Below are 14,628 nucleotides of genomic sequence, written 5' to 3'. Positions count from 1 at the left end.
TGTGGTTGGCTCTGTGGCTGGGATGGCCATTCTAGGGTTTGCCGCGGGTGGTGTTGCAAATGTTTGCGAACGAGGGGCGCGCGCATGGCGGGTGAAGGGCTTGAAGACATTCTGGCGCCGGGGCTTTCGGTGGTGTTTTGCGGGATCAATCCGGGGTTGCTCGCGGCGGCGTATGCGGCGTTGACGGGGCAGGAGGTGGTGGCGCCAGCGTCGAAAATCTAAACACCACCACTGCGCAAAAAGTTGCGCAGTTGCTTCGCCAATTTCACCCGAGAACTCCCTTCAAGCCTCTCTAAACCAATCCCTCCAGCCAAGTGCGCAAGAAGTTGCACAGTACTGCGCAACTTCTTGCGCACTTTTTTTCTGTTTATCGAAATTTAAACGCCTAAACGCGAAGGCATTGCCGGCAACCCGTTGATCCGTAATAGCTAGCTGATGGCTGGCACGGAATTTGATCTCTGAGCAGGCACCCGGGCAGGCAATGGTGCCTGTCGGTTGTGTATTTTCGAGCAAGGAGAGCATCCCATGGCAACACCAGCGTACATGTCCGTCACTGGCGAAAAACAAGGTCTGATCACTGCCGGCGCGTTCACCGCCGACTCCGTGGGCAACACCTTCCAGGAAGGTCACGAAGACCAAGTCATGGTTCAGGCCTTCACCCACGACGTGATCATCCCGCGTGATCCGCAATCCGGTCAGCCAACCGGTCAGCGCGTGCACAAGCCAGTGGTGATCACCAAGGTCTACGACAAGGCTTCGCCTCTGCTGCAAGCGGCGCTGACTTCCGGCGAGCGCATGAGCGAAATCGTTATCCAGTGGTACCGCACTTCTGCTCAAGGTACTCAAGAGCACTACTACACCACCAAACTGGAAGACGCGATCATCGTCGCCATCAACAACAAGATGCACAACTGCCAGGACCCGTCGAACGCCCACTTCACCCACCTGGAAGAAGTGCAGTTCACCTACCGCAAAATCACCTGGACCCACGAAGTCTCCGGTACTTCGGGCTCCGATGACTGGCGTGCTCCAGTCGTTTAATCGCGACTGATGGTTGTACCACCCCGGCCAGTTCGGCTGGCCGGGGCGGCTTTGACCTACAGAATTTTTTGCGTGCGCCACGCTTCATGGAATGGCGCCCGTCGCAGCATTGCGCGAGGAACAAGGGATGTTCTCACCGGCCAATCAGCCTCATTTCAATCTGACCATCGATGGCGCGGACAGCGATTTCCAGGTGCTGTCGTTCACCGGGAAAGAGGCGCTCAACACCCCCTTCGAGTTTGAGCTGGAACTGGTCAGTGAGAAGGCCTCGATCAATCTCGAAAGCCTGCTGCACAAACTCGCGTTCCTGCAGCTGTCGCCGAGCGGCACGGGGATTCACGGGCTGATCTACAGCATCGCCCAGGGCGAGGCCGGCAAGCGCCTGACCCGCTATAAAATCTCCCTGCGCCCGCAGCTGTCGTACCTCGCGCATCGGGTCAACCAGCGCATCTTCCAGCAGATGACCGTGCAACAGATCATCAGCAAGGTGCTGGAAGAACACGGCATTCTCGCCAGTGACTATCACTTCCAACTGAGCGCGATTTACCCGGAGCGCATCTACTGCGTGCAGTACGACGAAAGCGATTTGCATTTCGTCCAGCGCCTGTGCGAGGAGGAGGGGATTCACTACCACTTCCAGCACACCGCCAGCGGCCACAAACTGATGTTCGGCGATGACCAGACGGTGTTCCCGAAACTGGCGCCAGTGGCTTATCAGCAGGACTCCGGACTGGTCGCCGATCAACCGGTGGTCAAGCGTTTCGGCCTGCGTCTGGCGACCCGCACCAGCCGCACTACACGACGTGATTACGACTTCGTCAAACCGAAGATCGAGCTCGAAAGCGATGCCAAGAGTAGCGCCCAGCCGGATCTGGAAGATTACGACTACCCGGGGCGTTTCGTAGATCGCGAGCGCGGCAAGCACCTGGCCAATCGCGCACTGGAGCGCCATCGCAGCGACTATCGTCTGGCCGAGGGCAACAGCGATCAGCCGATTCTGGTCAGCGGGCATTTCCTCGCCCTCACCGAACACGCCAACCCGACCTGGAACGATCTGTGGCTGCTCACCGAGATCTTCCACGAAGGCAAGCAGCCGCAAGTGCTCGAAGAGTCGGTGACCAGCGACACCACTGACAACAAGGACGATTTCCACCAGGGCTACCGCAACCGCTTCAACGCGATCCCGTGGGACGTGCCGTACCGGCCGCCGCTCGATCACCCGAAACCGAAAGTCCTCGGCACTCAGAGCGCCGTGGTCTGCGGCCCTGAGGGCGAAGAAATTTACTGCGACCAGTACGGTCGGGTGAAGGTGCAGTTCTTCTGGGATCGCGAAGGCGAGCACGACGACAAGACCAGTTGCTGGATGCGTGTGGCCTCGAACTGGGCCGCGGAAACCTTTGGCGCGATCAACATTCCGCGGGTCGGCATGGAGGTGTTGATCACCTTCCTCGAAGGCGATCCCGATCAGCCGCTGATCACCGGTTGCCTGTACCACGGCGCGAATCTGCCGCCGTACAAACTGCCGGACTTCAAGACCCTGGCCACGGTCAAGAGCAAGGAATACAAGGGCAGCCGCGCCAACGAACTGCGCATCGACGACACCACCAGTGAGATCAGTATTGCGCTGCGCAGTGATCACGGCGCCAGTGCGATCAACCTCGGCTACCTGACACACCCGCGCCCGAGCGGCGGGCAGCCGCGTGGCGAAGGTTTCGAGTTGCGCACCGACCGCCATGGCGCGGTGCGTGCTGGCGCCGGTCTGTTGATCACCACCGAGCCGCGCCCGAACGAATCGAAGCACCACAAAGACCTGCCGGAAACCGCCGAGCGCCTCGCCACCGCGAGCGATCAGCAGGACGGTTTCGCCACTCAGGCCAAAGAGCTTCAAGCGCAAGAGGCCGGCGATCAGGACGATGTGGCCAAGGCGTTGCACGCGCAGCATCAAGGCGTGCTCGGCAGTGGCCCGGCGAACATGACTGCCAATGAATTCCCTGAATTCACCGAGCCGCATCTGGTGCTCGCGAGTCCCGCCGGTATCGCCCTGACCACGCCGCGCTCCAGCCATATCGCCACCGGTGAACACCTGGCGCTGAGTAGCACCGGGCACACCAGTTTTTCCATCGGCAAACGCCTGCTGGCCAGTGCCAGCCGTGGCATGCGTCTGTTCGTGCAAAGCATGGGCTGGCGCCTGGTCGCGGCCTCCGGCGACATCGACGTCAAGGCTCTCAAGGACAGCATCAACCTGCTGGCCAAACTCAACATCACTGCCAATGCTGACCGCATCACCATCACCGCCAAGACCGAACTGGTGATCCAGGGCGGTGGCAGCGCGACGACCTACAACGCCGGCGGCATCACCCACGCCACTACGGGCCCGTACACCGCGCACGCGGCGAACTTCGCCTACACCGGGGCGAAAAGTCTGGCCGGGGTGTTCCCGGAACCGCCAAAACCGGGCAAAGGCAATCTGGAACTGTTCAACCAGTACGCCGGGCGCCAAGGCATCAAGGAAGGCGACTACGAAGTTATCGACGCCCTCGGCAAAAGCATCAAGGGCAAGCTCGACGCCAAGGGTTTCGCCAGCGTTTCTGGCGCTGCACCAGGCCCCGCGCGTGTGTTGTTCGGCAAGGATCCGGCGGACACCTGGAGTGAGGGCAGCTACATCGGCAAAGCGGAGTGGCCGCTGAAACCGCCAGCCGCAGAAGACGTGCCGAGCCAGGTGCAGGCGATGGTAGCGCAGGTTCTGCCGAACAAGAACTGGGACATGCTGGAGAAGGGCAAGGAACTGGCGCAGAGCGGCATGGGCGCCATGCAGACCGCACAGGGCGCGATGCAGACGGCGCAGCAGGTGAAAGGGGCTGTGCAGGGCGGGGTGGCCGGGTTACCGAAACTTGCCAGTGCGGCGCTGCCGAGTGCATCGAGCATCCTCGGCGCAGCGAGCAAGGCAGGCAAACTGCCAAGCCTCCCGGCCCCGTCCTTGCCCAAACCATCGCTCAAGACGCCTGGCCTGCTGAATGGGGAGGTGCTCTCATGACTGAGGCAGCCGTTGCCAAGAAGCGCGAGCCGCAGGTCGCGATCGTTCCGCTCAACACGCTGGACGTGCAGGACGTAGGTCGTGGTGCTGCCCGGTTTGATGCCTGGCTGCGATCCATCAGCGGTGGTGTCGTCACGCTCGATCGAATCAAAGGAGTTGCCGGGTCGCTGCCGGTTGTCGGCAACATCATGGCGCTGGTCGATGCGCTGGGCGATATCGTCACGCTTACCAGAAGCAAGCAGCGGGAGTTGCTTGATTGGGTCAGCCTGGGGATCAACCTGATCGGTGTTTTACCTGCGCCTCCGACCATGGCGGCTGCTCGTATGAGTTTGCGTCCGACCTTGTTTCTGGTACGTCAGGAATTGCGTAACAGCGTCAAGATGCTGTTGGGCGATTCAATGATCGAAGTGCTGGTCGGGCATTTGAACGCGACCATCGTCGGCACGATCGATGACTTCGTGAAACAGGCTCAAGGCAAACTCTCGGGCATTCTCGCCGATGCAGGAAAACTCGGCGAAAGCGCAGTCACCGAAATTGCCAAGGGTCTTGAGGCCGTTGTAAATGGCAAGCTTGATTCAAAAGGCGATGCGCGCGCGGCTGGACAAAAGATCACGGCGGCGGGCAATCAACTGCTCAGCGATCCCAAAGCGGCGATCAGTAATATCTTCGGGGCGGCATTCAGTGCCTACAAAGCCGTGGGTAAAGGGGTTGCCAACAGCGCGGCGAAGAATCTTCTGCCGGATCAGGCCAAAAAACTGGTGATGACGCACACCGGTTCATTGAGAGCGATGGGGCCTGAGATCAAAACCCAATTGAGCAAGTTGGGTGACCCGGGAACGCGTCATTCGATTGGTTGGTTGTTGCAAATGCTCAGCGGTGCTGTGTTGACGTGGCGCAGGCGTCGTGGGCATGGACAGAGTGCCAGCGTTAAACCCAACGCCACCAGTAAGGCTCAGAACAAGGCAGGTGAAGGACGACTCGAGGCCAGCAGCCATCAGGCTCCTGCGAACGCCAACGCCAATGGCAAAAAAAATGGTGCTTGTGCGGGTACTTGCAACAGCATCAGTTTCGCGTTGGGGTCCGAGTCACTGAGCCATACCGATTTCAGCCTGCCGGGTCCATTTCCTATCGAGTGGGTGCGCACCTACAGCTCCCGGTTCGATGCTTTTGACAATGGCGAATCAGGGGCACGGTGGGTAACAGAGTTTACGACCCGATTCGACTGCAAGGACGATGGACTGGTTTTTTTTGGAGCCGATGGTCGTAGCATCGATTTTCCCCTGCCCAAGCCAGGCCTCTTTCACTATGACCCCGTTGAAAATCTCACGCTGGTTCGTTCCGCTGAGGATCAACTGCTCGTTTGCTTCGGTTTCGAGCGCAAGGAAACCTATGTCCGTCGTGGTCGTTCCTTTTGGCTGACGGATGTCAAAATGCGCAGTGGTGCCGGGCTGATGCTGCATTACGAGCATCGCCATGGGGACGCCCTCGTATTATCCGATCTGATCACCTATCAAGGTGACGTCACGCAAGTTCACTTGCACATCGGAACGCTGATAGATGATCAAGGACGCTTGAGCGGTCTCTGGGAGGTTCGTGACGGCGCGCCTGTACGGCAATTGTGCCATTACCAATACGACATCCATGGCAACTTGATCCAGGCGCAGGATGAAAACGGTGCGGCCTGGAGTTATCAGTATCAGCATCACCTCCTGACTCGGTATACCGATCGCACCGGCCGCGGTTTGAATCTGCAGTGGGATGGCCAAACATCGCACGCCAGGGCTGTGCGCGAGTGGGCGGATGACGGCAGTTTCGATACTCGCCTTGAATGGGACGAAAACATCCGTCTGACTTACGTCACTGATGCCCATGGCAACGAGACTTGGCATTACTACGACATCAAGGGCTATACCTACCGGATTCGCTATGCCGATGAACGTTCAGAGTGGTTCTTTCGCGATGATGCGAAGAACGTGATTCGTCACGTTCATACAGATGGCACCACCGATCGCTACAGCTATGACGAGCGCGGTAATTTGCTCGAGCACATCAGCCCCGACGGCAGTGTCGCTCACTACGCCTACGATGATCTCAACCAACTGATCAAGGTCAGTGATGCAGAAGGCGGTCAGTGGCAACGAGCTTACGATGACGCCGGTAATCTGGTGGAGTCGGTCGATCCGCTTGGCAACAAGACGGAGTACGCCTATGACAAAGCAGGTCAGTTGATCGCTATCAAGGATGCAATTGGCAACGAGAAAACGCTTGAGTACAACGTTGCCGGTCAGCTTCTCAAATATACCGATTGCTCTGGCAAGACCAGCGAGTGGGAATACAACGATCGCGGTCAGATGATCTGCTTTACCGACGCAGCGGGGCAAAGCACCGAATATCAGTACAAGGCCGGGCATGTCGCCTTGATAACGCATCCGGATAAAACCGAGGAGCGATTCGAGCGTGATGCCGAAGGGCGTCTGCTCGCTCATGTTGACGGTCTGGATCGCTGTACGACGTGGAGCTATAACGCGGCCGGTCTGGTTGCCGAGCGAGTAGACGCCTGCGAGCAAACGCTTCGTTACCGTTGGGACCTGCTAGGCCGTTTGATAGCACTCGAAAACGAAAACGAGCAGCGCACCCGGTTTCACTATGATCCTGTCGGAAGATTGCTTGAGGAAAAAGGCTTCGACGGCCTTGCCACACGCTATCAATACGACGCTGAGAGCGGGCGGTTGGCGAGCGCCATCAGCGGTGAGCGCATCATTTCGATGGCGTTTGACCCAATGGGGCGGCTTGTTGAACGCCATGCGAGCCTGGGCAATGCGACTCAAAGCGAATCCTTTGCGTATGACGGTAATGGCAACATGGTTTTGGCCACGAACGACCAGAGCCGGTTGCTGTGGTTCTATGATTCGGCCGGTAATCTGATCAGAGAGCACCAGCATTATCAGGATCTGGATGCACCGCTCGTTGCCATCTGGAGGCATGAGTACGATGCCCTCAATCAGTGTGTCGCCACGACTCGTCCGGATGGCCATCGGGTGAGTTGGTTGACGTACGGCAGTGGGCATTTGCTCGCGTTAAAACTGGATGATCACGAACTGGTCGGCTATGAGCGAGATGATTTACATCGCGAAGTCGCTCGTTATCAAGGGAATCGCCTGCGCCAGACGCAAAAGTGGGATCCGGCAGGGCGGCTACAGGAGCAACTGCTCGGTCGAAGCGACGACAATTCGACGTTGCTCAAACGCCAGTACCAATATGATGCGGTCGGCCAGTTGACCGAGCTGAACGATACGCGTCGCGGACCGCTTACCTACCGTTATGATCCGGTCGGGCGACTGATCAGCGCAGCAAGTCGCCTAGGCGTTGAAAACTTCGCGTTCGATCCCGCCAGCAACCTGCTCGACGAGAAGGTGACAGAAGTGCGCCGGCCTCTTGATCAGGCCCCGGCACGTAGTCGGTTGGTAGACAATCTTTTACGTGAATACGTCGGTACTCATTACGAGTACGACGATCGTGGCAACCAGACATTGCGTTGGCACAATGGTCGACGCAGTCGATTGCAATGGGACCTGTTCGATAGGTTGGTGCATTTTGAAGATGATCGTCTTTCGGTCAGATACGCCTACGATGCCTTGGGTCGCCGGTTGTATAAGCACTCCACAGCCCATTATGTGAACCGTCCTGAAGCAGGTTCGCACTGGAATAAAAATGAGCAGGGGCGCATTCAGCGCTTGCTTGGCTGTGGCTTGACCTTGTACGGGTGGGACGGGGACAACCTTTCCTGGGAAAGCAGTCCAGCCCCTATTGATGGGGGGACAGGTCGCACCGTCCATTACGTTTATGAGCCCGGCACATTCGTACCGGTGGCTCAAGCCCTCACACACGCCTCGATTGATCTGTTGAGTCAGCCTGAATATGTCGGCGGCGACAATCTTGAAGATGATCCGCTGTGGAGTCACGCTCCTGAAGCACAACCGTTCGATGCCCTGGCCTGGTATCAGTGTGACCATTTAGGCACACCATTGGAACTTACCGATCAAGACGGTGAGATCGCCTGGAGCGCTCAATACAAAGCGTGGGGGCAGGTGAAAGAACAGACATCAGCCTCGGCAGTGCGGCGCGGGCTGACTAATCCCATTCGTTTCCAGGGTCAGTACCACGATCACGAAACAGGCTTGCACTACAACCGCTACAGGTACTACGACCCCCATGTAGGTCGCTTCATCTCGAAAGACCCGATAGGTCTGATGGGCGGTATCAACCTTCATCAATACGCGCCTAACCCGACGCAGTGGGTGGATCCTTTAGGTCTGGTCAGAAAACCGCCATCCAAGCGCGCGCTGAAGGACGGTGCTGGAGCCTCCGCTAAAGACATCGCTGCGAGCAAGGTCGGCGGCGGTAGTCGGAAAGGACAAGCGGCATGTCGCAAAAAACTTATTGCCAAAAGCAAACCGGTGGGTGTGTACAAGTGCTGGCGGTGCGGGCATACCTCTAGCAATCCTGATGACATGCACTTGGGGCATAAAAATGTGGCGACCTCGAATGGTGGCAACCTGGCCGATGTCAACGTAGATCTTGAGGGCGCTTCGTGTAACCTGAGTGCGGGAAATAGCGGTTACGTGAAAGAAGGGATGTCGTGTGTCGAACGTGGAAGTTGTGGAGCGCCATATGGACGATAAAGAATTGCCTGTTCTGATTGAGGTGTTTGTATCAGATGACGATGGCCCTGTATTCGAGGAGCTCCCTGCAATCGCGATGGGGCAGGATACTTATCAGCTGCTGTCCTCACCTGGTCTTGCGTTGAATTTGGCTCGAGGTGACATCATCTCGATAAAAAACAAAAACACTCACGCTGAAGTCCTGAAGCGCGGAGGGAATTTTTGTATTCATATTTACGCCGACTACATCCCCGAGGACGTCATTGCACAACTGGAAACTGATGTTGGCAATGAACTGGGTGGAACGCTGGATGGCGTTTTCGAAGGCAACCTGTCACTGGCTGTGCCGTCAAGCAATGGCATGGACAGCATCAATGCGTTTTTTGATCGGTTCCGCGAGAAAACCGGACTCGAATGGTATTACGCCAATATCTATAAAAACATTGATGATGAAGATGATGAAACGCTGCTCAATTGGTGGCTGCAGAGCTGACTGACAGGCCAGCGGACGGCAGGGTCGCGAGACCAGGATCAAGTCAAAGGAGTGACAACATGAAAGACGCCATTCGCTTGGGCGACTCCACCACTCACGGTGGCAAGGTGCTCGAAGCCTTCTCCCAGACCGATCTCAACGGCAAGCCTGTTGCCGGAGTCGGTCACAAGGTCAGCTGTCCACTGTGCAAAGGGGTTTTCCCGATTGCAGAGGGCAGCAGCACCTACACCGTTGATGGCACGCCCATCGCTCTGGACGGTATGAAAACCGCTTGCGGCGCTGCGCTGATTGCAAGCGGCCCGAAAGGGGCTGTGATCAGTTGAATCAACATGTACCGCATCGGCATATGCCGGGCATCACCTGACGTTTGTTGCATGCGTGTTGGCAGGCCCAGGCCATCAATCATTTCTTTAAAGTCTTGAACTATCTTACGGATGAGATGCAGTCATGACGACTGAAACGCCTGTCGCGAAAGTACGTGAACCTCAAGTGGCGATCGTTCCGCTCAACACCATTGACATCAAGGATGTCGGACGCGGTGCAGCCAGATTCGATGCCTGGCTGCAATCGATCAGTGGTGGAGTAGTCACGCTTGAGCGCGTCAAGAACGTTGCCGGAGCGTTGCCGGTGGTGGGCAACATCATGGCCTTGGTGGATGCGCTCGGAGACATTGTTGTCCTTGCCAAAAGCAAGCAACGCCAGATTCTGGACTGGGTCAGCCTGGGTATCAATCTGATCGGTGTTTTACCGGCGCCACCCACAATGGCCTCGGCGCGTATGACCTTGCGTCCGACTTTGTCATTGGTGCGTCAAGAACTTCGTAACAGCGCCAAGATGCTGCTGGGCGATTCGCTGATCGAAGTCCTGATCGGACATTTGAATGCCACCATTGTCGGTACGATCGATGACTTTGTAGAGCAGGCCAAGCCGAAGCTGGCTGAAATACTCGACAACGGCGGCAAGCTTGGCCAGAACGCGGTCAACGAAATCGCCAAGGGACTGGAAACGGTCGTCAACGGCAAGCTTGATGCAAAAGGCGACATGAAGTCGGCGAGTGCCAAGATGAGTGCGGCCGGAGGTCAGTTGTTGCATGACCCGAAGGCAGCCATCAGTAATATTTTCGGCGCAGCCTTCAGCGCCTACAAGGCTGCCGGTAAAGGTGTTGCCAACAGCGCGGCAAAGAATCTGTTGCCGGACAGTGCCAAGGCTTTGGTGCTGAGCAATACCGGCATGCTTCGTACTATGGGTGTGGAGTTGCGCACTCAAATGAACAAGCTGGGTGATCCGGCTGTTCAGCATTCAATCGGTTGGCTGCTGCAGATGCTGGCAGGTTCTGTCATGACCTGGCGCAAGCGTCGAGCACATGGTCAAGGGGCCAGCGTCAAGCCGGATACTACTTCAAAGACTCAGCACAGGGCTGGAGAGGGGCGGCTTGAAGCCAGCAGCCAACAAGCGCCAGCGACGCATAACTGCAAAACATGTAAAAACGGCGTCATGCCGGGCACGGCGCATAGCATCAGTTTTGCCCTGGGCTCTGAATCGCTGAGCCATACGGATTTCAACCTGCCTGGTGCATTCCCTCTCGAGTGGACACGCACCTACTGTTCGCGTCTGGATGCGTATGACGCCAGCGAGATGGGCGCCCGCTGGATTACGTCGTTGACTACCCGTTTTGACTGTGTTGGCGGGAGTCTGGTGTTCCATGACGCTGATGGTCGCAGCCACGACTATGTGCTGCCCGAGACAGGGCAGACTCACTACGATGCCATTGAAAACATGACGCTGGTACGGGTGACCGATGACCAGCTTCTGTTGTGCAGAGGGTTTGAACGCAAGGAAACCTATCTGCGTCGTGGACAACGTTTCGTGCTGGTCGGCGTGGTTTTGCGCAACGGTGCGGGAATCATGCTGCACTACGAGCATCGCCACGATGGAATGCCGGTGCTGTCCGACCTGATTACCTATCAGGGTGATATGGCCGACGTCAGATATCACCTCGGCACCCTGCTTGATGAGCACGGTCGCGTAAAGGGGCTTTGGCTGATCAGCGACGGTGTTCCTCAGCGTCAACTGTGTGCCTATCACTACGACAGTGTCGGTGATTTGATTCAGGCTCAGGACGAGAACGGGGCGGCGTGGAGCTATGAGTACCAGCATCATCTGATCCGTCGTTACACCGACCGGACCGGACGGGGCATGAATCTGGAATGGCAGGGCACAGGCGCTGATGCGCGGGCCGTTCGCGAGTGGGCGGACGACGGCAGTTTCGACACGCGCCTTGAGTGGGACGAGAATATTCGCCTGACCTATGTCACCGATGCGTACGGTAACGAAACCTGGCACTACTACGACATTCTTGGTTATACGTACCGCATTCGCCATCCGGATGAACGTTCCGAATGGTTGTTCCGTGACGAAGCGAAAAACCTGATTCGCCACGTACATGCTGACGGCACAACTGATCGCTTCATCTACGACGCGCGTGGCAACGTCGTCGAACATTTGCGTGCCGACGACAGCGTGCTGCATTTTGCCTACGACGATCTGGATCAACTGATCAAGACCAGCGATGCAGAAGGGGGGCAGTGGCAGCGTGCTTATGACGATCATGGCAACCTTGTGGAAGCAGTCGATCCCCTTGGTAACGTAACGGAGTTTGCCTACAGCGTGGCAGGGTTGCCGACAGCGATCAAAGACGCCGCCGGCAATGAGAAGAAGCTCGACTACAACGATGCCGGTCAACTGATCGAGTATGTCGACTGCTCAGGAAAGACCAGGGCCTGGGAGTACAACGAACTCGGACAGATGATCTGTTCTACCGACGCGGCCGGCCAGAGTACCGAGTACGGGTATCGACTGGGCCAGCTGGCCTGGATCAGGCACCCGGACAAGACCGAGGAGTATTTTGAACGAGACGCTGAAGCCCGGTTGCTCACGCACACGGATCGTCTTGGCCGCTGCACTACCTGGAAATATACAGCTGCCGGTCTTGTAGCCGAGCGCATCGATGCTGATGAGCATACATTGGTCTACCGCTGGGATCGTCTCGGGCGCTTGCAGGCGCTGGACAACGAAAACGAGAGCCGGGCGCATTTCCTCTACGACCCGATAGGTCGCCTGCTGGAAGAAAAGAGCTTTGATGGTCGTATCACCCGCTATCGGTATGATTCTGATACGGGCCATTTGAGTCATATCGTCAACGGCGAGCGTGTGATTTGCGTGAGCTTTGATGCCATGGGACGCCTGATTGAGCGGCGCGCCAGTCAAGGTGAGAAATCGCAAAGCGAGCGCTTCATTTATGACGGCAACGGTAACCTGATTGAAGCCGCCAACGCAGACAGTCGTTTACAGTGGTTTCACGACCTGGCCGGCAATGTGCTGCGCGAGCATCAGCATTACCTTGGGCTGGACCAGCCCCCGGTAGTTGGCGTGTGGCAGCACGAGTACGATGTGCTCAACAATCGGGTCGCGACAGTTCGTCCGGACGGGCACCGTGTCAGCTGGCTCACCTATGGCAGTGGTCATTTGTTGGGGCTACGCCTGGACGAGCACGAGCTGATTGGCCTGGAGCGCGACGACCTTCATCGTGAGATTGTCCGGCATCAGGGCAACCACCTGCAGCAGACGCAAAAGTGGGATTCTGCCGGTCGTTTGCAGGAGCAGGTGCTGGGGCGCAGTGAGGACGGTGCGACGCTTGTCAAACGGACATATCAATACGATGCCGCTGGTCAACTGACTGCGATCAACGATACCCGAAGAGGCGCGATTTCATACCGTTATGATCCTCTCGGTCGACTGTTGGAAGCAGCGACACGACAGGTGGTTGAAACATTCACCTTTGACCCGGCCAGTAATCTGCTTGATGAAAAGGCGAGTGAAATTCGACGACCACTGGACCGGTCTCCGCGCCAGGAGAGGCAGGTAGACAACCTGCTACACGAGTACGAAGGTAATCAGTTCACATACGATGAGCGCGGCAACCTGGTCGAGCGTCTGCAAAACAATCAGCGGAGCTTCCTGCAATGGGATCTGTTTGACCGTTTGGTGCGATTTGAAGATCAACGCTTGTCGGTTGAATTCGCCTATGACGCTCTTGGACGTCGTCTTCACAAAAACTCTGTCGCCCATTCCAAGGGGCGTCCCGAGGCGGGGTCGCACTGGAACCGGAACGAGCATGCACGCATACAGCGAGAGTACGGCTGTGGCTTCACGCTCTACGGCTGGGACGGTAACCGACTTGCCTGGGAAAGCAGTGCCGCGCAACTGGATGGCGGTGCCGGACGCACGGTGCACTACATTTTCGAGCCCGGTAGTTTCGTTCCTGTAGCACAGGCCATACGACATGCCCCGATTACACTGACGAATCAGCCTGAGTATCAGGGAGAGTACAGCCTGGATGACGATCCGTTGTGGAATCGCAAGGTCACGGTTCAGCCAATTGACGTTTTGCTCTGGTATCAGTGCGATCACCTGGGTACGCCTCAGGAACTGACCGACTCTGAGGGGCAGTTGGTCTGGACGGCTCAGTACAAGGCATGGGGGGCGATATCGGAGCAGCAATCGCAATCGGCCCGACAAAGTGATGTGAGAAATCCTATAAGATTTCCGGGGCAGTACCATGATCATGAGACCGGGCTGCATTACAACCGGCATCGTTACTATGACCCGGCGGTGGGGCGATTCGTCAGCCAGGATCCGATCGGTTATGCGGGCGGTCTGAATCTCTACACCTATGGTCCGAACCCTACAGGGTGGGTGGATCCGATGGGCCTGACGGGGGTCGATGTCTATCGGGCCATGAAAACCGACGAAAAAGGAAAGCCCATTGCTGACTCGACCGCGCGTGGCCTAGGGGTACGGCCTGTCGATATTCCAGTTGATAAAGATGGGAACGTTCATCCCAATACCGGTGGGATGTCCGTAGCGCCGGATACTCCGCAAAACCTGCCGGATCATCGGCGCCCCTCCACGTTACCCGGCGGAACCGGCAAAGACAGCGCCTGCAAATTGAATACCGCTTCACTTCCGGAAAGTCTTCGTTACGTGCAAGACAAAAAAACTCACGGAACCATTCAGCCTAGTAAGGCCATGCCACTTTCTGATTACCAGAAGGCACTAGGGTCGACGGCTGAGCATTGGGAGAAACAATGATGAAAACGCTTGATAAACCGTTGGACGATGAACTGTCCGGCGCATTGAGGAGGGGGGATGATCTTCTTTCGATACGGGAAATCCTGCTGAAGTATCGAGATAAGGGTTTTTCGGCTATATCGGTTAATGAACTGTTGGGGTCAATGCGCGGTGATGCCGATGAAGAGTTGGAGGATCGGATTCTGGAGGTGATGGATATCGTTACCGGGTTTTGTGCGCCAGCTCTGGAAGTCTGGTAAGCAGCGGGT

At 57.1% G+C, this 14,628-nt stretch carries 7 protein-coding genes and 1 pseudogene; all 8 read left to right on the top strand.

All coding sequences use genetic code 11. The annotated features are described in order from the left end of the window. Positions 1-84: 84 nt before the first annotated feature. Positions 85-171 (top strand): annotated as a pseudogene (locus tag VLA07_RS23705) (G/U mismatch-specific DNA glycosylase); the annotation flags it as partial. 354 nt (positions 172-525) lie between these two features. Beyond that, entirely contained in the window at positions 526-1,041 is a 516-nt protein-coding gene (locus tag VLA07_RS23700) for an Hcp family type VI secretion system effector (protein ID WP_027613808.1), read from the top strand. A 127-nt stretch (positions 1,042-1,168) separates the two neighbouring features. Continuing rightward, positions 1,169-4,075, top strand: a complete 2,907-nt coding sequence (locus VLA07_RS23695; RefSeq protein WP_333991795.1) for a type VI secretion system Vgr family protein — start codon at positions 1,169-1,171, stop codon at positions 4,073-4,075. Then, the gene (locus VLA07_RS23690; protein ID WP_333991793.1) at positions 4,072-8,757 is read left to right on the top strand and encodes an RHS repeat-associated core domain-containing protein; all 4,686 of its coding nucleotides are present in this window, start codon (positions 4,072-4,074) and stop codon (positions 8,755-8,757) included. Before VLA07_RS23695 ends, VLA07_RS23690 begins: the two co-directional genes overlap by 4 nt. Beyond that, positions 8,747-9,229 carry a DUF4265 domain-containing protein gene (locus VLA07_RS23685; RefSeq protein ID WP_027613810.1) on the top strand — a complete coding sequence of 161 codons (483 nt, stop codon included), beginning with the start codon at positions 8,747-8,749 and terminating at the stop codon, positions 9,227-9,229. Before VLA07_RS23690 ends, VLA07_RS23685 begins: the two co-directional genes overlap by 11 nt. 59 nt (positions 9,230-9,288) lie before the next feature. Then, positions 9,289-9,552, top strand: coding sequence for a PAAR domain-containing protein (locus VLA07_RS23680; RefSeq protein WP_007969244.1), 264 nt, complete (start codon positions 9,289-9,291; stop codon positions 9,550-9,552). A 124-nt stretch (positions 9,553-9,676) separates the two neighbouring features. Continuing rightward, a complete protein-coding gene (locus VLA07_RS23675) occupies positions 9,677-14,380 on the top strand; it encodes an RHS repeat-associated core domain-containing protein (protein WP_333991790.1) in 4,704 nt (1,567 codons plus the stop codon). Then, positions 14,380-14,619, top strand: a complete 240-nt coding sequence (locus tag VLA07_RS23670) for a hypothetical protein (RefSeq protein WP_238547102.1) — start codon at positions 14,380-14,382, stop codon at positions 14,617-14,619. Before VLA07_RS23675 ends, VLA07_RS23670 begins: the two co-directional genes overlap by 1 nt. Positions 14,620-14,628 lie beyond the last annotated feature (9 nt).

It is taken from the genome of Pseudomonas sp. S3(2024), from assembly GCF_036861315.1.
Lineage (GTDB): Bacteria > Pseudomonadota > Gammaproteobacteria > Pseudomonadales > Pseudomonadaceae > Aquipseudomonas > Aquipseudomonas putida_A.
Note: the sequence above shows the minus strand (reverse complement) of the source record. Positions and strands in the feature narration are given on the sequence as shown.